This is a genomic window from Planotetraspora sp. A-T 1434, assembly GCF_025420585.1.
Taxonomy (GTDB): Bacteria; Actinomycetota; Actinomycetes; order Streptosporangiales; family Streptosporangiaceae; genus JAOEGB01.
This window is the reverse complement of sequence record NZ_JAOEGB010000044.1, coordinates 17,474-35,517: the sequence shown is the minus strand read 5'-3', so window position 1 is coordinate 35,517 and position 18,044 is coordinate 17,474. Positions and strand designations below refer to the sequence as shown.

The window sequence follows — 18,044 nt, the reverse complement described above, 5'->3', positions numbered from 1 at the left end:
TTCTCGGGTTCACCGTCACCCTGAGCCCGGCCGCCTGACCCATACCGCTCCCCGCCAACCCCGACCGTTATCCCTGGCCGGGGTTCGCTACCGCGCTCTGGCTGAGGCGGATCATTTTCCGGTCAGCGCGGGTGCTGGCGAGGGCGTCAAGGGCGGTTTCGTCGGCGTCGGGGAGGGTGTGGAGGTACTTCTCAGTGGTAGGGATGCTGCCGTGGAGGAGGCGTTCCTTGACGACCTGGAGATCGGCGCCGCCGGCGAGGAGCCAGGAGGCGTGGGCGTGACGGAGGTCGTGCATCTTGACCTTGAACTCCAGGCCAGAGGCGGCCAGCGCCGGTCGCATACTTGCCGGGAGCCGTTCTCGCCCACCACAGCGACGATTTTCTCCTTGCCGGACCTCGAAATCGACTTCATGCAGGATGTCGTGATCGGCCTCGGGATAGCGGTAGGTGACCTGGTGGAGGGCGACGTGTCGGGGACGGCCGGGCATGATGTCCCCTCGATCCAGGCGTTGGCCGGCCGCCTCCTGGATGGAGGACTCCCAGTCGTCCATGTACCGGCCTGTGCGCAAGGTGCTCGTGCACCAAGTCCCAAACTCGCCCAGCTCGAAGGACTCGGATCTAACCAGCCCGCCTGGGCGGCACTCATGACCAGGATGCGGTGCAAGACCCTCGTGGTCTGCCACCCCTGTCACGACGCCATCCACCACGGGCACCTCACCACGAACGCGGCATAGATCGCTGAAGAGCCACGTACTGGAAACCAGTCCGCGTGGTTCGGAGGGCGCTCCGCGCCGGAAAAGGTCCCGCCAAGCAGGAACCTCGCCGCGCGGCCCACCCTGTTCCGGGCGCTTTGCTGGAGGTCGCCTGAGAGCGTGTCGACACCACGGCCCCCCATACCGTTTCACGCGATGCTGGACGCCTGGCAGGTACGCGCGGACGCGGTCGCCGGCGACCCTGCCGGGCATGGAAGTCGGCTCGGCGGAGTAGAGGATCGCGCCCGATGCAGTGTTCGGGCGGCGGCCGGAGTCGTCGCCGGACGGGGTCGCGGGAACGGCACCGCGTCACCGCTCTCCGGCGTCCCGGCGCGTCACGAGCGCGGGACGCAGACCCGGGACCGCGAGTCCAGACGGTCCCGCCGCGCGCGGACGAACCCGCCGGTTACTCCCGCGACTGCGCCGTGACGCCGGCAGGGGCCGCGGGTGGCGCGGCCCCGTGCGCTCCTACAATGGCCAGGCACCGATAGAGGGACGCGGATGACACACGCGTCGCGGCGCGCTCCCGCCCAGGTGCCGTTCAGCGCACCGCACGGACCCGTGGCGCCCGATGCCGTGCGCCTTGTGGCAGGCCCGGCGGAAACGGCCGGACAGGACCAGGGAAAGGCGGTGGCCGGTGAAGTTCGCTGACTCGCCGCGCGTCGACTCCGCAGACCTCCTGGTTGGACGCGAGCGCGATCTGGACCGCATCTCCGAAGTGTTTGAACAGCGCGCCGGCGGCGCCCTGCTGCTGTCTGGGGAGCCCGGCGTCGGCAAGTCCGCGGTGCTGGACGCCCTGGCCAAAGCCGCCTCGGAGAGCGGGACCCGCGTGCTGCGCGCGGCCGGTGCCGAGTTCGAGGCGGACGTCAGCTACTCGGCGCTGAACCAGGTCCTGCTCCCGCTGCACGGCTCCCTCGACCGGCTCGGCGCGACCAGCAAGGAGGCCATGAGCGTCGCCCTGGGCTTCGGGGTCGGTCCACCTCCCGAGCGCCTGGTCGTCTGCAACGCCGCGCTGGCCCTGGTGTCCTCGGTGGCCGAGGACACCCCCGTCCTGCTGATCGTGGACGACCTGCCGTGGGTGGACCGGGCGAGCGCCGCCGTCTTCGGCTTCCTCGCCCGGCGGCTGTCGGGCGACCGCATCCGGTTCCTCGCGGCCTCCCGCACGGGCGTGGACAGCTTCTTCGACGGCAGCGGACTGCCCGCGTACGAGCTGCCCGCCCTGGACTCGGACCCCGCCGCCCGCCTGGTCGACCTGCCTTCCCGGAGCTGGCGCACCCGGTGCGCCGGCGCCTGCTGGACGCCGCGCAGGGAAACCCGCTGGCCCTGCTACGAACTCCCCGACGCGCTGCGCGCGGACCAGCGCCGGGCCCGGGAGCTCCTGCCGGCCGTCCTGCCGCTGGGCGAACGCCTGCAGTCCCTGTTCGTCTCCCGTGTCCGCTCCCTGCCCGCTGCGACCCGCACCCTGCTGCTGCTCGCCACCCTGGACGGCACCGGTGACCTCGGCGTGCTGTCGGCCGCCGCGCGGGAGACCAACGGTGACGCGGACCTGCGGGATCTGGACCTCGCCGAGCAGGACGGGCTCGTACGCGTGGAGGAGTCCCCGCGCCGCCTGGTGTTCCGGCACCCTCTGATCATGTCGGCCGTCGTGGAGGCGGCCACCAGCAGCGGCCGACGCGCCGCACACCGTGCCCTAGCGCAGGTCCTGGCCAGCAAGCCGGAGCAACGGGCCTGGCACCTGGGAGAGGCGACGCTCCAGCCCGACGAGGATGTGGCCCTCCTGCTGGAGCGGACGGCGCGACGCATCCTGGACCGCGGGGACGCCGGCGCCGCGATCGCGGCGCTCACCCGGCCCGCGGACCTCAGCCCGCTGGACACCGATCGCGCACGCAGGCTGGCGGAGGCCGCCTATGTGGGGCCGAGGCGATCGGCGCGCTGCGCAGCGCGCCGGAGCTGCTGGAGGACGCATGGCGGGCGGACCCCGAGTACGGCGCGTCCCTGCACTCCGCGACCGCTGCGGTCCAGCTCGTGCTGAACAGCGACGGGGACCTGGCGACGGCCCACCGCCTCCTGGTCGGCGCCATCGACGAGGGCGACCACGGCTACGACGCCGAGGACCCGGCGCTCATCGACGCGCTGCACTTCCTGCTGCTGCTGTGCAACTACGGGGCCCGCGAGGAACTGTGGGCGCCCTACTACGCGGCCGTCTCCCGGCTGCGGCCCGCTCCCCCGCCGCTGCTGCTGGTCGCTGCCCGGACCTGGGGGACCCGGCCCACGCCGACGCGGCGTGAGCTGGATCAGATCATCGACGGTGTGACGAAGGAGACCGATCCCGCCCGGGTCGTCCGCGTGGGGAACGGCCGCGTTGTACCCGGACCGGCTGTCGGCGGTGCGCGAGGCGGCCTGGCGGCTGGTTCGAAAGGGACGCGAAGGCGGCCCGGTGCGCCGGCACATCGGCGCCCTGTTGCACCTGTGCCTGGACGACTACCACCAGGGCAAATGGGCCGAGGTCCTGGAGCTGCCCGAAGAAGGGCTGACGCTGTGCTCGAAGTCCGGGTACACCATCTGCACCTGGTTCTTCCAGTACACCAAGGGCCTGGTGACCGGGTCCCGGGGTGACACCGAAACCGCGCACGCGCTCGCCGACGCGATGACGATCTGGGCGGCACCCCGCGGCATTCGGGAGGCCGTCCACTGCGCCCAGGAGGTGCACGCCCTCGCGGACATCGCCGACGGCGACTTCGACGCGGCGTTCGGCCGCGTGAACGCCATCAGCCCCGCCGGCAGCTTCACCCCGTACGTCGCTCACGCGGTGTGGGTGTTCTTCGAGCTGGTGGAGGCCGCGATACGCACCGACCGGCGCGCGGAGGCCGCCGCGCACGTGCGCGCCCTGCGTGAGACGAACGTTGCCGGGCTCTCGCCCCGGCTCGCCCTGCTGGCCGGCGGCGCCGAGGCCCTCGTCGCGGAGGACGACGCCGAGGCTGCCCGCCTGTTCGCCAGGGCGCTGGCCACACCGGGCGTGGACCGGTGGCCGTTCGCTCTGGCGAGGGTGCGCCTGGCCCAGGGTGAGCGGCTGCGCAGGTCCCGGGCGCTGTCCGACTCCAAGGTTCCCCTGACGGCCGCGCTGAAGTCCTTCCAGCAGCTCGACTCCTCGGCCTGAGCCGAACGCGCCCGCAAGGAACTGCGGGCGGCCGGGCGGGTCGTACCGCACCCGGGCGACCGGACCAAGGCAGCTCTCACCGCGCAGGAACGCGAGATCGCGGAGCTGGCCGCCACCGGTCTGACGAACAAGCAGATCGCCGAGCGCCTGTTCATCTCGCACCGCACCGTCGGCGCCCACCTTGAAGCTCGGCATCGCCTCCCGGGTGGCGCTGCGGGACGCCCTGCGTCCGGAGAAGTCGGACTGACGTGTCCCCAGGCGGCGAACGCGCAGCGCGCGCGGCACTGCGCGATGTGCCCTGCCGCGAAGGTCGGCCGCGAGGTGCCCGAGACCAGCCACCGGTGCGCCCGCCCGCGCGCGTGCGTCGTCAGTCGTGCCCGTCCGTCGCGTCGGCCAGCCGGTTGAGGCACAAGCAGGGACCGCTCGGCGGGGCTGAGGGACGCGGTGTCGTCCTGGTCGAGGGCAATGAGCAGTGCCATCGCGCTGCTCGCCACGGTGCCGCCGGGGGCGTCGTCGTCGCCGTCGGCCTTGGGCGGAAGCGTGAGGGTGTTGATCACTATCTCGCGGGCCGTGTGGGCGGTCCGCAGGTCACGCATGTCCTCGGGAAGGCTGACCAGGGTGAGGATCGTGCCCACGCCGGCGGAGTGCATGACCTCGGTCGCGCGTTCGACGCTCATCCGCAGGCACCCGTCCGCGGCGCCGCGGACGGGTACCGGGTGTGAGTGTGTCCGCCCGGGCGCCGCGAACCTCGCAGGTCACGTCAACACTCCCTATTATTCTTAGACATATGTGTTTACACATGTGTTCAAATCCGTCGCTGCCAGACCCGTCCGAAGAGACGGACGCACAACTCAAGGAGAAGAACGATGACCCGCACCACCACCCCCACCGTCGACGCGCTCGGCACCGACGTCGGTGTGCGGTTGCCCGTAGCCGTCCACTTCGACGACATGGATCCGATGGGTCTGCTGCACAACAGCCGCTACGCGGTGTTGGTCGAGCGGGCCTGGAACAACTTCTGGCGGGACCGGGGCCTGGGCGGCAAGAGCGGCCTCGACGGCGACGGCTTCAATGTCATCAAGGCGTTCGACATCACCTTCGACTTCCCTGTGTCGGAACTCGGCGAGTACGCCGTGCACCTGTGGATGGAGCGCCTGGGCGCCACCTCGGCCACCGCGGGCTACCGGGTGTGCTCGGCCGACGGGATCACGACGTATGCGCACGGCAGCCGCACCGTCGTCCGCCTCAACAAGACCACTCTGACGCCCACGCCCTGGTCCGAGCGGGTCTGGGAGATCGCCCGGACCACCGGTCTGCTGCAGGACAAGGCCTGAAGCGGGGCTTCGCCGCGGCGAGCGGCGAGGACGGCATGGCCCCGTACTGAACATCCATGTCAACGGCGGGGTGACCTGGCTCGTCGTGCGACGCGGGCCGGCCGTACACGTCAGCCCAGGCTCAGCAGTCCGGTGACGGCGATGTGCAGGGTGCGGCCCCCGGTCGCGGTCACGCTGTGGCCGGTGATCAGACGGACGGTCGTCTCGCTCCCCAAGGTCGCGGCCGCCACCTTGGTGTGCGACGACCCCCGGCGAACGACGGGGTGACCGCCGCGGCGGCCAGGGCGACGACTGCAGTGAACGTCGCCAACAAGCGGATGTGTCTCATCGGTTCCGTGCCTCTCCCGGCGCGCTGCGTGCCGTTCACCTGCGCGACAGAATCCGGCAACCGTGAGGCATGTGTCACTCGGTACCGGTAGCACAGCACGGGTATGTGACCAGCGACAAGGGACGTGTGCACCTCGCGGGGTGAAGGTGCCGAACGCCGTGTGCCGCCGATCAGAGAGGCGCCATCGCCATCCCGCCACGGGGGGCGCAGTCCCGGAAAGACATCGGTCACCGCATTGACGGGTGACGCGAAGGGCTGCCATGATTGCGTCACCGCCTCAACCGGTGACCATGAAAGTGGCTGTTGAGACGCGCGCCAGCGCCGCCGCCTGATCCATCCCTTCCCACGACCGCGGGTCCCGTGTCCTCCCCCTGCACGGGACCCCCCAGCCACACCCACACCGCCGACCGAAAGCGCGGGCGACATGGCCTCCATGACGCACACATGCGTACGGACCGCGAGGCAGCGTCGTTCCGCCTCCGGCGTGTCCCCGCCAACTCCGGCGAGCGGCTGCACCGCAGGGCGGGGACTTCGAGGACCGTAATCCACCCGACCGTAATCAACCCGACCGGCATCCACCCGACCGGCATCCGTCCACCGGAGGACACATGACGACCGAGAACATCCGCACGTACGACGTCATCGTGATCGGCGCAGGTCCGGTCGGCGAGAACGTCGCGGACCGCACCACCGCCGCGGGCCTGAGGACCGTCATCGTGGAGAGCGAACTGGCCGGGGGCGAGTGCTCGTACTGGGCCTGCGAACCCAGCAAGGCACTGCTGCGCCCTGCCCTGCTCCGCGCCGACGCCATGCATGTTCCCGGGCTCGACCCCGCCATCAAGGGCCCGCTGGACGTCGAGGCCGTTCTGGCGCACCGCAATCGCATGTCCGCCGACTGGAAAGACGACGGACAGGTCGAGTGGATCAAGTCGGCCGGCATCGACCTACTACGCGGCCACGGACGCCTGGAGGGGGTCCGTGAGGTGTCGGTCAAGACTCCCGGCGGCGACACCGTCCGCCTGCGGGCCCGGCACGCCGTCGCCGTTTGCACCGGCAGCCGCGCGGCCCTGCCCGATCTGGCCGGGATCGACGCCCTGCGCCCCTGGACCAGCCGGGAGGCGACCAGCGCCCAGCAGCCGCCCCGGCGCCTCGTGATCGTCGGCGCCGGTGTGGTTGGCGTCGAGATGGCCACCGCCTGGCAGGCCCTAGGCAGCAGGGTGACCCTGCTCGCCCGTGGGGAGGGGCTGCTGCCCCGCATGGAGCCCTTCGCGGGTGAGCTGGTCACCGAGCGCCTGCGGGAAGCCGGTGCAGACGTACGGTTCAACACCTCGGTCGTCGCCGCGGAGCGGGTGGGCGACGGTCAGGGCGAGGTTCGGATCACCCTGTCGGACGGCGGTGAACTCAGCGCCGACGAGATCCTCTTCGCCACCGGCCGCGCTCCGCGCTCGGAGGACATCGGGCTCGGCACCGTGGGGCTCACAGCGGGGGACTGGCTCACCACCGACGACAGCCTGACCATCACCGCCGTACCGGGGAACTGGCTGTATGCCGTCGGCGACGTCAACCGCCGGGCGCTCTTCACCCACCAGGGCAAGTACCAGGCCCGCATCGCCGGTGCCGTGATCGCCGCCCGGGCCCGGGGCGAAGAACTCGACACCGGCCGGTGGGCCCCGCACAGCAGCACGGCCGACACTGAGGCCGTCCCCGGTGTCGTCTTCGCCGACCCCGAGATCGCCTCCGTGGGGCTGACCGTCCGTGAGGCCGAGCGCACCGGCCGCGCCGTCGACGTCATCGACTACGAGATCGGCCAGCTCGCAGGTGCCCTTCAGTACCGCCCCGACTACCGGGGCAGGGCACGCCTCCTCGTCGACCGCGACCGCCGGACCATCGTCGGCGCCACGTTCGCCGGACCGGGCGTCGCCGAGCTTCTGCACTCGGCCACCATCGCCATCTCCGGCGAGGTACCTGTCGAGCGCCTGTGGCACGCTGTACCCGCCTTCCCCACCATCAGCGAGGTGTGGCTGCGCCTGCTGGAGAAGGGGTGCCGCTGATGACCACCGCACGAGACCTCGCGCTCGTCACCCTGGACCTGCCGCCCGACCGATCCGTGGCGCAGGGCGACCTCGCGCTCGCGGGTGCCGAGGCGATCGACCTCCTGGAGAGCGGGGTGCTGACCCTGGACGGCGACCGCATGGTGCCCGGCTCACGGGTGGCGACGGGCGACCGTCTGCTGGACCAGGCGGCCGCCTCTCTCGTCCGGCGAGCCCGTCCTCTCCGCTCTGGTCGCCGAACTGGGGATCGGGTACGACCAGTCGGAGGTCGGTGAGAGCTCTGACGGGACGCGGTCACGACGGTGCTGGCCGCTGTCGGCGACGTGGTGACGCAGCTGGAGGCCCAACGGCTGCGGCGGGACATCGAGGACGCCGCGTTCGGGACGAGATGTCTCACCCGTCCGCGTTGCGCACACCGGTGTCCGGCTGGGTGACCACCGCTCGCGGGTCGGGCGGAGGTGTTATTCGGCGTCGCTCGCCGCGCCCGGCTTCACGAGGGTGTACATGACGGATCGCCGTTGCTTGTGACGCCGGATGCGTCCCTTGGCGACCAGGGAGTCGAGTGTGTTCCGCACCACCTGCGGTGTGGGGTTGCGGTCCGGGTACTTCCCCAGGAGCTCGTCCCGCAGCTCGTTCGCCAGACGTGGCTCGTCGTGGTTGCCGAGCAGGTCCGCCAGGAGGTCACCGAGCAGAGGCTGGCGCGACTTCTCCTTCGCGCCGGCCTTCACCGCCTTGCCCGCCGGAGCGGTCCTGACCGGCGCCGATCGCCGCGAAGCGGCTCGCTTCGCTTTCGCGACAGCGGGCTCGTCCTGCGCCTGCTCGGGCAGACGCGAGGCGTCCGCGAAGCTCTCGTACCGCTCGGCGAGGTTCAGGATGTCGGCCAGGAGGGCTTCCTCCTGTTTCAACACCGTGAGCCTCTCCGCCAGCTCCTGCTGTTGCCGACGGTTCTCCTCCAAGTCCGACGCGGCCTGTTCCATGTACCGCGACCGGAGCGTGGCGGCTGATTGGCTGGTCACAACCGTTCACTCCCTCGATATGTATGACGTTGCGCATAGTACCCACGCCGAGGGTCCCGTGCTGATAAGTGTCAACGGTTCGTCGGGCATGTTCACTCACGATAAGCGCCGATGTGCCTGGGCACGTAGGAGTGCTGGCTTTCCTCGACCGCCCAAGGGGCGCGACCGCCACTCGCACGAGGTTACCTCCGAACAGGCTGCCCGGTAAGTGTGTCGTCGAACCGCCCGTGAAGACCCCTTATGGACCGTTGTGTCGGACGCGGCCGTGGTCGGTCCGGCAACCGGTCCCACCTGACCGATCCCAATCTGGCATCGGTCAGGTGTGAACCGTGTTCCGCCGTCCGGGGGACGAGGGGACGAGTGTCGTCTCGCCTTGCGGGTCCGGGGCTGTCACTTCACGGCGCGCTCGCGGGCCGCCAGTGCGGCCTCCTTCGCCGAACCATGGTGCACGGGTCCGTGGCCCGGCAGGAGGACACCCGCGTCCACGCGCTCGATCGCGTCCAGGAAGACGAGGGCCCGGGCACGGTCGGTGTGGAACATGTCGGGCAGAAGCTGCGGGCCGCTGGTCCGCGACGTGGGATGCGCGGTCACCAGGCCGTCGCCGGTGATCAGGACGCCGCTCTCGGGCAGGTGGTAGGCACAGTGGCCCTTGGAATGTCCCGGTGTGTGCACGGGAGTGGGGGCGCCGGGCAGGTCCAGTGCTCCCGGCGCGGGGAAGGCCCGCGGCTCGCAGATCGGAACATGGGCGGTTCCTCCGGCTCTCAGGGCGTGCAGGGCCCACGGGAGCACACCGGGCCGCCAGGCCTGCGGGAGTACCTGTCCGACACCTGGTTGAGGAAGTCGCGGCGGGCGTGCGGCACTTCTTCCCGGTGCATGAGAACGGGCACGTCGTACACGGCACGGTCCTGAGGACCGACTCGTCTGCCGGTTCCCCGTACGCTCTGCCGCGTCGGCGACCGATGTCCCACACCGGCGTGTGGCCGGGACGGAGCGGCGCGCTACACACGTGTTACTGGAACCGTACCGTCCGGCACCGACCCGTCCGGTGGCCGTGTGCACCGGCTGACCGAGGAGGACGATGCGCTGGACGAGGGGCTCGACGCGCTGGAGAGCGTGATCGAACGGATCGCCGAGGCGCGCCGGGTCGGCGGGTCGTCGGTGAGCTGCGGGCACGCGATGAGGAGGGGACGCTCGCCTCCCACCGGATCCGGGGCGTGCCGGCCGGACACCTCGCCGCCGAGGAGCCGCTGCTGAGGAGCTGATCCCCACCGTCCCCGACGAGGACGTCGTCAGGCTCCGAAAGGCGGTGACCGGCTGCACCCCGCGTGGCGGGCCGCATCTGGTCTTCGGCTTCCTGGACCACGAGCCCCTTTCCGGCCGGGACCACGTGTACGCCACCTTCCGGCGGTCCGTGCGCTGGGCCCGGGGAAGAATGCTGACGAAGTAGGTGCCCGCAAGACCCTCAAGGCGCTCGCGGCCGACTGAGCCCCGCCTCCGTCGTGACCGCGCGATGCCCGGGGCCAGGGGTCAGCGCGCGGCCACGGCGGGCGCGGTCTTCTTGCGGGCGCGGTAGGCGGCAGCCTTGATCTTGTTGCCGCAGGACTCCATCCCGCACCACTGCCGCCGCATGCCCCGGGAACAGTCGATGTAGACCCGCGTGCACTCCGGGTTGCCGCACTCTTTCAGCAGGGGGACGTCCGGGCCGCTGAGCAGCTCGACGGCCTGCCGGGCGACGGTCGCCAGGGCCTGGTCGGGAGTCGCATCGGTGTGCCGCCCGGTCATGGTGAGCTGCGGCGTCACGGGGGTCTTCCGCGCGGCGGCGTTGACCACGGCGAGCGCTTCCCGGTGGAACTCCTCACCGTGACAGCGGTTCGTGACGAGCTGGTAGATGGCCTCGCGCACGGTAGTCGCCGCCCGGACGTCGTCCTCCTCGCTGGGCGTGATCGTGTCCACGAGTCCGGACTCCAGGTACCAGGCGTTCAGCCGCTCCGGCGTCACGAACATCTCGAACCGGGTCGAGCGCCGGGCACGGAGGGTGGCCGCAAAGTCGAGGGCCGGGTGCCCGCACACGAAGACGTGGTTAAGATTCACATCACCATCTTGACGGGTGACTACTACGGAGCGCAAGGATCGTCACCGTTCCAGACGGTGTTCCCGGCGGAGCGTGGTCGCGATCGTACGGCACCCCGCGCGGTGGGCGGGGGTCAGGGCCCGGAAGAGATCTCCCGCTGCCCCGGTTCCAGCCGGAGTTCCCGGCCCTGCCACCGCCGACGCAGCCAGCGGTCGTGGCTCGCGACGACGATCGCGCCTGGGCCCGTGCCCAGCGCCGCCTCCAGCTCGTCGCACAGGCGTGGGGAGAGGTGGTTGGTGGGCTCGTCGAGCAGCAGGAGCTGCGGCGGGCGGGCCACCAGGAGGGCCAGCGCGAGCCGCCTGCGCTGCCCCACCGACAGCCGTCCGACCGGTTTGTCCAGGTCCGCCTCGTGCATCAGACCGAGCGAGCCCAGCGGCACCTTCTCGGCCCGCCTGCTGCCGAGCGACAGCTCGTAGGTGTCCCGGACCGTGCGGTCGGGCCGGTCAAACACGGTGTCCTGGGTGAGCAGCCCCACCGTCAGTCCGCGCCGCCTGCGCACCTCGCCGTCAGCCGGTAGACGTCCGGCGAGCACGGCGAGCAGCGTCGACTTGCCCGCCCCGTTGCCGCCCGTGACCAGCAGCCGGTCGGCCGCCGACACCTCCAGGCCGTCCAGCACGAGCCGGCCGGGCACCCGCACGTCCCGCAGAGACACCAGCGGCTCGGGGCCGTCCTCCGCACGCGCGGCCAGTTCCGCGGCCGCGAACCGCAGCGGCTGCGGCGGTTCGGCGACCTGCGTGCGCTCCAGTTCCTCCAGCCGCCGGGTCGCGTTGCGCACCCGGCGGGAGATCTGGTTCTGCACCCGGCCGGCCCGGTGGCCGTACCCCATCTTCTCGTTGTCGCGCCGCCCCCGGTCCGGTGCGACCAGGTGCGCGGTCACCCCCGCCGAGTGCCTTATCGCCGCCAGCTCCTCCTGCTCCTCGGCGTACCGCCGCTCCCAGCGCTCCCGCTCGGCGCGCTTCTCGCCCAGGTAGGCGCTGTAGTCGCCGCCGTAGCGGACCGGGCCGTCCACCGCCGGGTCGAGGTCGATCAGGTCGGTGCAGACAGCGTCGAGGAACGCCCGGTCGTGGCTGGCGACGACCACGGTCCCGGGCAGGCCGCGGATCTGCTCCTCGAGGAAGGCGGCGGCGCCGTCGTCGAGGTGGTTGGTCGGTTCGTCCAGCAACAGCGCCGACGGCCGCCGGACGAGCAACGCGGCCAGCGCCAGCCGGCTGCGCTGCCCGCCGGAGAGCGAGCCGAGCGTGCGGTCGTGCCCGACCGTGCCGAGGCCCAGGCCGTCCAGCACGAGGGCCGCGCGGCGGTCGGCGTCCCAGGACTCCCGGTCCTGGGCCCGCTCCAGCCGCCTGCCGTAGGCGTCGAGGAGTTCTCGGTGACCGGGGTCGTCCTCCGGGACGCGGGCGAGCTCCTCGCTGAGCCGTTCCAGCTCCGCGAGGTCCTCGCGGGCCTCGCGCAGCGCCTCGTCCAGCACTGCGGCGATGGTCGAGGCGGCGTCGAACGGCATCTCCTGGTGCAGGAAGCCGAGGTTGCCGGGGCGCGAGACGGTTCCGGCGTCGGGTTCGTCCACGCCGGCGAGCAGGCGCAGCAGGGTGGACTTGCCGACGCCGTTCTCCCCGATCAGGCCGATGCGGTGGCCGGGGGAGGCGGTCAGGGAGACGCCGTCGAGGACGCGTCGGCCGCCCAGGACGCGGACGAGGTCGTGGGCGAGCAGAGCGGGCTGGGGCATGGGGAACCGTCCAACATGATCGGTGGTCGGCCCGCCGGGCGCACGGCCTCGGACGGGCCACTGCACACGCCGACGGCTCACACCGCGGAGGCCCCCGTCTCCTTGAGTACGCCGTCGGCCAGCCGCAGCCAGCGGTTGACCCCGATCTCGGCGAGGAACCGCTCGTCGTGGCTGACCACCATGAAGGCGCCCCGGTAGGAGTTGAGCGCGCTCGCCAGCTGGCCGGCGCTGACCAGGTCGAGGTTGTTGGTCGGCTCGTCGAGCAGGAGCAGATGGGGGGCCGGGTCGGCGCACAGCACGCAGGCCAGGGTGGCGCGCAGCCGCTCGCCCCCGGAGAGCACGCCGACCGGCAGGTGCGCCCGGGCGCCCCGGAAGAGGAATTGGGCGAGCAGGTTCATCCGTTCCGCCTCGGGCCGCTCCGGGGCGAACGCGGCGAAGTTCTCCGCCACGGTGCGGTCCAGGTCCAGCAGGTCGAGGCGCTGCGAGAGGTAGGCGATACGGCCGTCGTTGCGCTTGATCTCCCCGCTGTCCAGGGCGAGATCGCCGGTGATCAGACGCAGCAGGGTGGTCTTCCCGGCGCCGTTGGGGCCGGTCAGCGCGATGCGCTCGGGGCCCCGGACGGTCAGGGCGACGCCCCCGTCCGCGAACACAGGTCTGCCGCCGTGGTGGACCTGCATCCCCTCGCCGAGGAAGAGGTTGCGTCCGGCGGGCACCTGGGTGTCGGGCAGGTCCAGGGTGATGCGCTGCTCGTCGCGCAGCGCGCGTCCGGCGTCGTCGAGCCGGGCCTTGGCCTCGCTGACCCGAGCCGCGTGCATCTGGCCGGCCCGGCCCGCGGCCTCCTGCGCGCCGCGTTTCATGTTGCCGGCGAAGATGCGGGGCAGGCCGGCGTTCTTGAGGTTGCGGGCGGCGTTGCTCGCGCGGCGCTCGGCGCGTTCGCGGGCCTGCTGCATCTCCCGCTTCTCCCGCTTCAGCTCCTGCTCGGCGTTGCGCACGTTCTTCTCGGCGACCTCCTGCTCGGCGCGCACGGCCTCCTCGTATTCGGTAAAGGTGCCGCCGTAGAAGCGCAGTTCCTCGCTGCCCAGCTCGGCGATGCGCTCCATGCGGTCGAGCAGCGCGCGGTCGTGGCTGACCAGCAGCAGACAGCCGTGGTAGTCCACCAGCACGTCGTAGAGCTTGTGCCGGGCCTCCAGGTCGAGGTTGTTGGTCGGCTCGTCGAGCAGCAGCACGTCGGGGCGCTTCAGCAACTGGGCGGCGAGGCCGAGCGAGACGACCTGGCCGCCGCTGAGAGTGCTCAGGCTGCGGTCCAGAGCGAGGTCGGCCAGGCCGAGGCGGTCGAGCTGGGCCCGGGTGCGCTCCTCGATGTCCCAGTCGTCGCCGATGGTGGTGAAGTGCTCCTCGTCCACGTCCCCGGACTCGACGGCGTCCAGGGCACGGATCACCGCGGCGACGCCGAGCACCTCGGCGACCGTGAGGTTGCCGGTCAGGGGGAGGCTCTGCGGGAGGTAGCCGAGCGTGCCGCTGATCGACACCGAGCCGGTGGCGGGCTTGAGTTCGCCGGCGATCAGCTTGAGCAAGGTGCTCTTGCCGGAGCCGTTGGGGGCGACCAGGCCCGTACGGCCGGTGGTCACGGTGAAGGACAGGTCGTGGAAGACCGGGGTGTCGTCGGGCCAGGCGAAGGAGAGGTTCGAGCATACGACGGAGGCGTCGGACATGAGAGGCGACCTCGGGCAGGTTGAGGACAGAGAGATTTCTGCCCTGGGCAGACGTGAACAAAGGGGTACGACGAACGGGCCACGTCGGCGGCGCTCCCAAGCGCCGTCCGGTGGCCGGTCAGATCCGGATCTCACCCGGAGATGTCGTCGTCACCCACCACGTCTACGACTCCTCGATCCACGGTCTCTACGTTGCCGACAGCCTAGCAGCTGTCGACCGCTGCATGGGCGGTCGGGGTTGTCACCCGGGTCACACATGTGTGAGCATCGGCACATGTCGAGCGTGCTGACGCCGTCATGTATCCCCTTCGCCGTGTTGTTGACAGACCGGGACGGCCATGCCACCATCGTCACCATCTAAGCCGGTGATGATCACAGTGGCCCGACAGTGTTCACGCGTGTGGGCTCGTCCGGCGCACACGTGGAACACCTCTCCGAGCGGCCGGGGACCGTCGAATGACCCAACACTCCTTGCGGGGCCCGGGTGAGGCCATTGGGCGCGGACCGTCAACCGACTGTTGTCTGGGGTATGTGAAGCTCGGCCAGAGTGGGACCAGTCCGAGGGCATCCGGCCCGCGCGATCACCTGAATTCGAACCACCCCCCTTTCGTCACCGGTTTAACTGGTGATAAGGTCTGGATCAGTCTTCGGGGAACCGAGGTTGCCTCGGGTCGTATACCGAGGTCACGGAGACATGTACGCGGACGTCGTCCGCGGTGAACCCGTCGACACACCCACTGCCCTGCTCATGTGATGTGCATACGTGTCGTCACAGCCAGGCGCACACCTACGTTTGGAATGGGAAAGCAATGAAACGACTTCTGACTGTCCTTGCGGCCAGTGTGCCGCTGACTGCGGCGGTGTACCTGCCGACCGCGGAGGCGGCGACCCAGAACAGCTTCGCCTCCGCGCCCCTCACCTGCTCGACGCCGTCCGTGAAGGCCCCGGCCGGCACCGAGGTGGAGTCCGTGACGGCGGTCCGCCAGCCGGGCGGCACCATCCACGGCACCGGGATCCTGCAGGGCGTGGTCGACGATGTCCCGGCCTTCTGCCAGGTGACGGTCACCCTCACCCACCCGGGCGACGGCGACCACGCCAAGGTGCAGACCTGGCTGCCCGAGACGGGCTGGAACGGCCGCTTCCAGGCGCTCGGCGGCGCCGCCTTCCTCGCCGGTGACAACGGTGTCGGTATGGGCAACGCCGTCAAGAGCGGCTACGCCGCGACCACCACCGACGCCGGCGTCGGTGACGCCCTGGACGTCAGCTGGGTGCTGAACAGCAAGGGCCAGGTCAACAACGCGCTGCTGAAGAACTTCGCCTCCCGCTCCCAGCACGAGGCGGCGGTCGTCGGCAAGGACGTCGTCGACGCGGCCTACGGCAAGCGCGCCGCCTACTCCTACTTCACCGGCTGCTCCACCGGCGGGCGCCAGGGCTACATGGAGGCCCAGCGCTACCCCGACGACTACGACGGCATCCTCGCCGACGCACCCGCCATCAGCTGGACTGAGTTCGAGGTCGCCACCCTGTGGCCGCAGGTGGTCATGAACAACCAGAAGACCTACCCGGCCTCCTGCGAGTTCAAGGCCTTCACCGACGCCGCCGTCAAGGCCTGTGACCCGCTCGACGGCGCCAGGGACGGCCTGGTCAACGACGCGTCCCGCTGCGACTTCGACCCGCGCCGGCTGATCGGCACCAAGGTCGTGTGCAACGGCAAGGAGCTGACCATCACGGCGGCCGACGCGACCGTGGTCCGCAAGATCTGGGACGGCCCGCGCACCCCGTCGGGCAAGAAGCTGTGGTCCGGCGTCCCGATCGGGGCCGACCTGCAGGGCCTGGCGGCCGTTAATCCGCCGGACGCCAACGGCAACGTCACGGGAGCGCCGTTCCCGGTGCCCGCCCTGTGGGTCCAGCTCTGGCTGAAGAAGGACCCGTCCTTCGACCTCTCGACGATCACCTACAGCCAGTTCACGCAGCTGTTCAAGCAGTCCGAGGCCGAGTACGACGAGATTATCGGCACGGATGACCCGGACCTGTCCGCCTTCCGCAAGTCCGGCGCCAAGCTCCTGACCTGGCACGGCCAGGCCGACCAGTACATCCCCACCCAGGGCACCGTGGAGTACCGCAAGCAGGTCGAGCGGGAGATGGGCGGCTCCAAGCGGGTCGACGACTTCTACCGCCTCTTCCTCGCTCCGGGCACCAACCACTGCGGCCTCAACGGCAGCGACGGCTCGGCCGACGGCCTCGCCGCCCTGACCGCCTGGGTCGAGCACGGCAAGGCGCCGAAGACGTTGCCCGCCACGCTGATCAACTCCACCGGTGAGCAGGTCACCCGTGACCTGTGCAGCTACCCGTCGGTGTCCCGCTACAAGGGCCACGGCGACCTGGCTGCCGCCTCCAGCTTCCGGTGCGTCTCCCCGTCCCGGCACTGACCAGTCAGCCGACCGCCCGACGACCTGAGAAAGGCCGAACCATCATGAGCACGCAGACATCGACGCCGTCGAACCCGGCGGCGACGGGCGAGCGCTCCTCCCTGCTGAGGCTGTACCTGGGCCGCGGCGTGCTGGCCGTGGTGTGGGCCGTGGCGTTCGCCGGAGCCCATGAGCACGTCGACGCCGTGGCGATCACGCTGCTGGTCGTCTACCCGCTGATCGACGCGGTGTCCTCGCTGATCGACTACCGGACCCTCGCCGACGGGTCGGAGCGCCGGGTCACGGCGTTCAACGGGGTGCTGAGCACGATCGCCGCCATCGCGGTCGGCGTCGCCGGGGCCGGTGGCGTGGCGCCGGTGCTCCACGTGTTCGGCGCCTGGGCTGTCGTCTCCGGAGCGGCCCAGGTGGCGGTCGGGCTCCGGCGGCGCGGTCCCGAGCTGGGCAAGCATTGGCCGGTGCTGATCGCGGGCGGCCTGTCCTTCGTCGTCGGCATCTTCTACAACATCCAGGCCGCGGGCGACGCCCCCTCGCTCGACGTGCTGTCGGTCTACGCCACGGGCGGTGGGGTGTTCTTCATCGTCCAGGCCGGCCTGCTGGGCTGGAAGTCCCGCCAGCTGCGCACCCGGACCGTCTGACCGCTCAGCCCCTGCTGTTCCGTCCCGGCCTGTGCCCTTATGGCGCGGGCCGGGATGTCTTTCGTGCCAGCCCCGTCCGGTCCCGGGCGGGCCTCATGCCGTCAGCCGAAGCCGTCCTCATCTCGGACAGGGCCCGGTCATCCGGATGACGTCCCCTGACCGCCGAGCAGCTTCATGAGGAAGTCGTCCCAGTCCAGACCGTCCATCTCCGCCTCGGCCGACGTGATCCGATAGGTGGCGTCGAGCCACTCCGCCAGTGGCGCGGTGGGCAGCTCGAACAAGGCCTCCACCTCCTGCGATTCGAGAAGCAGCCACGACGAGGGGCGCTTACCGGGCAGCGTCGGCCACATCCGTACGTCGCCGGAGCCGCTCATCGACGTCAGGCCGCGGTGGAGGAGTTCGCGGCCGATGCGCCAGATGAGCGTCGGTCCTCGTTCCGGCAGGAACTCGACCGTGATCACCGCCGGCATCTCCGGGTCGAAACGGAATTCCGCCCGGATCGGCAGCCGGGTGAATTCATCCAGCATCTGGTCGAGATCCAGGAACAGCGAAGGCACCTGCTCAGGCGCCGAACGCGCCCGCAGTCGTGACTGGTCACGGTGCATGACAGGAGTTCCCCTCCGTGGGACGAAGTGTGCACCTACAACTCTTGGCCGGGCGTGGAACCCGCACATCGGTCACTTGACGGTCAACGGGCGGGCTCGAGCGGCGCAGTTGACGGAAACCTCGAGGGCGGCGCGTCGCTCGTGAGGGGGTGGGGAAGAGCCCCGCAGGCGGAAG

The 18,044-nt window shown here is 70.8% G+C and carries 16 protein-coding genes; 9 read left to right on the top strand and 7 right to left on the bottom strand.

Features of this window, described 5'->3' with window-relative positions; all coding sequences use genetic code 11:
- Window positions 1–67 precede the first annotated feature (67 nt).
- A complete protein-coding gene (locus N5079_RS33915; RefSeq protein WP_261588311.1) occupies window positions 68–550 on the bottom strand; it encodes a tyrosine-type recombinase/integrase in 483 nt (160 codons plus the stop codon).
- Between the two features lie 838 nt (window positions 551–1,388).
- Between N5079_RS33915 and N5079_RS33910 the strand changes: the two genes are divergently transcribed.
- The 6 genes from N5079_RS33910 to N5079_RS33885 all read left to right on the top strand — a co-directional run bounded on the left by N5079_RS33910 (window position 1,389) and on the right by N5079_RS33885 (window position 7,896).
- Window positions 1,389–2,783 carry an AAA family ATPase gene (locus N5079_RS33910; protein WP_261588310.1) on the top strand — a complete coding sequence of 465 codons (1,395 nt, stop codon included), beginning with the start codon at window positions 1,389–1,391 and terminating at the stop codon, window positions 2,781–2,783.
- Window positions 2,784–3,188: 405 nt separating this feature from the next.
- Window positions 3,189–3,908, top strand: a complete 720-nt coding sequence (locus N5079_RS33905; RefSeq protein WP_261588309.1) for a hypothetical protein — start codon at window positions 3,189–3,191, stop codon at window positions 3,906–3,908.
- A 21-nt stretch (window positions 3,909–3,929) separates the two neighbouring features.
- The gene (locus N5079_RS33900; protein WP_315967905.1) at window positions 3,930–4,313 is read left to right on the top strand and encodes a helix-turn-helix transcriptional regulator; all 384 of its coding nucleotides are present in this window, start codon (window positions 3,930–3,932) and stop codon (window positions 4,311–4,313) included.
- Window positions 4,314–4,774: 461 nt separating this feature from the next.
- Window positions 4,775–5,242, top strand: a complete 468-nt coding sequence (locus N5079_RS33895; RefSeq protein WP_261588308.1) for an acyl-CoA thioesterase — start codon at window positions 4,775–4,777, stop codon at window positions 5,240–5,242.
- A gap of 936 nt (window positions 5,243–6,178) precedes the next feature.
- Window positions 6,179–7,621, top strand: a complete 1,443-nt coding sequence (locus N5079_RS33890; RefSeq protein ID WP_261588307.1) for a dihydrolipoyl dehydrogenase family protein — start codon at window positions 6,179–6,181, stop codon at window positions 7,619–7,621.
- Window positions 7,621–7,896 (top strand): GPP34 family phosphoprotein, encoded by a 276-nt coding sequence (locus tag N5079_RS33885; RefSeq protein WP_261588306.1) that lies wholly within the window; start codon window positions 7,621–7,623, stop codon window positions 7,894–7,896. Before N5079_RS33890 ends, N5079_RS33885 begins: the two co-directional genes overlap by 1 nt.
- A gap of 186 nt (window positions 7,897–8,082) precedes the next feature.
- Here the strand turns inward: N5079_RS33885 and N5079_RS33880 are convergent, their stop codons facing one another.
- Window positions 8,083–8,637: a hypothetical protein gene (locus tag N5079_RS33880; protein WP_261588305.1), complete on the bottom strand. Its 555-nt coding sequence runs from the start codon at window positions 8,635–8,637 to the stop codon at window positions 8,083–8,085.
- A 390-nt stretch (window positions 8,638–9,027) separates the two neighbouring features.
- Complete coding sequence (locus tag N5079_RS33875) at window positions 9,028–9,426, bottom strand: MBL fold metallo-hydrolase (protein ID WP_261588304.1); 399 nt, start codon at window positions 9,424–9,426, stop codon at window positions 9,028–9,030.
- A gap of 264 nt (window positions 9,427–9,690) precedes the next feature.
- Between N5079_RS33875 and N5079_RS33870 the strand changes: the two genes are divergently transcribed.
- Window positions 9,691–9,891: a hypothetical protein gene (locus N5079_RS33870; RefSeq protein WP_261588303.1), complete on the top strand. Its 201-nt coding sequence runs from the start codon at window positions 9,691–9,693 to the stop codon at window positions 9,889–9,891.
- A gap of 273 nt (window positions 9,892–10,164) precedes the next feature.
- On the opposite strand, the gene N5079_RS33865 is transcribed toward N5079_RS33870, so the two are convergent.
- The 3 genes from N5079_RS33865 to abc-f form a co-directional block, all read right to left on the bottom strand.
- Window positions 10,165–10,728, bottom strand: coding sequence for a CGNR zinc finger domain-containing protein (locus N5079_RS33865; RefSeq protein ID WP_261588302.1), 564 nt, complete (start codon window positions 10,726–10,728; stop codon window positions 10,165–10,167).
- Between the two features lie 113 nt (window positions 10,729–10,841).
- Window positions 10,842–12,488 (bottom strand): ABC-F family ATP-binding cassette domain-containing protein, encoded by a 1,647-nt coding sequence (locus N5079_RS33860; RefSeq protein WP_261588301.1) that lies wholly within the window; start codon window positions 12,486–12,488, stop codon window positions 10,842–10,844.
- A 77-nt stretch (window positions 12,489–12,565) separates the two neighbouring features.
- Entirely contained in the window at window positions 12,566–14,200 is a 1,635-nt protein-coding gene (gene abc-f, locus N5079_RS33855) for a ribosomal protection-like ABC-F family protein (protein ID WP_261588300.1), read from the bottom strand.
- An 809-nt stretch (window positions 14,201–15,009) separates the two neighbouring features.
- On the opposite strand from abc-f, the gene N5079_RS33850 reads away from it, so the two are divergent.
- Together N5079_RS33850 and N5079_RS33845 are read left to right on the top strand one after the other, a co-directional pair.
- Entirely contained in the window at window positions 15,010–16,629 is a 1,620-nt protein-coding gene (locus N5079_RS33850) for a tannase/feruloyl esterase family alpha/beta hydrolase (protein WP_261588299.1), read from the top strand.
- Between the two features lie 44 nt (window positions 16,630–16,673).
- Window positions 16,674–17,264, top strand: a complete 591-nt coding sequence (locus tag N5079_RS33845; RefSeq protein WP_261588298.1) for a DUF308 domain-containing protein — start codon at window positions 16,674–16,676, stop codon at window positions 17,262–17,264.
- 137 nt (window positions 17,265–17,401) lie between these two features.
- Here the strand turns inward: N5079_RS33845 and N5079_RS33840 are convergent, their stop codons facing one another.
- Window positions 17,402–17,869, bottom strand: coding sequence for an SsgA family sporulation/cell division regulator (locus N5079_RS33840; RefSeq protein ID WP_261588297.1), 468 nt, complete (start codon window positions 17,867–17,869; stop codon window positions 17,402–17,404).
- Between the last annotated feature and the right edge of the window lie 175 nt (window positions 17,870–18,044).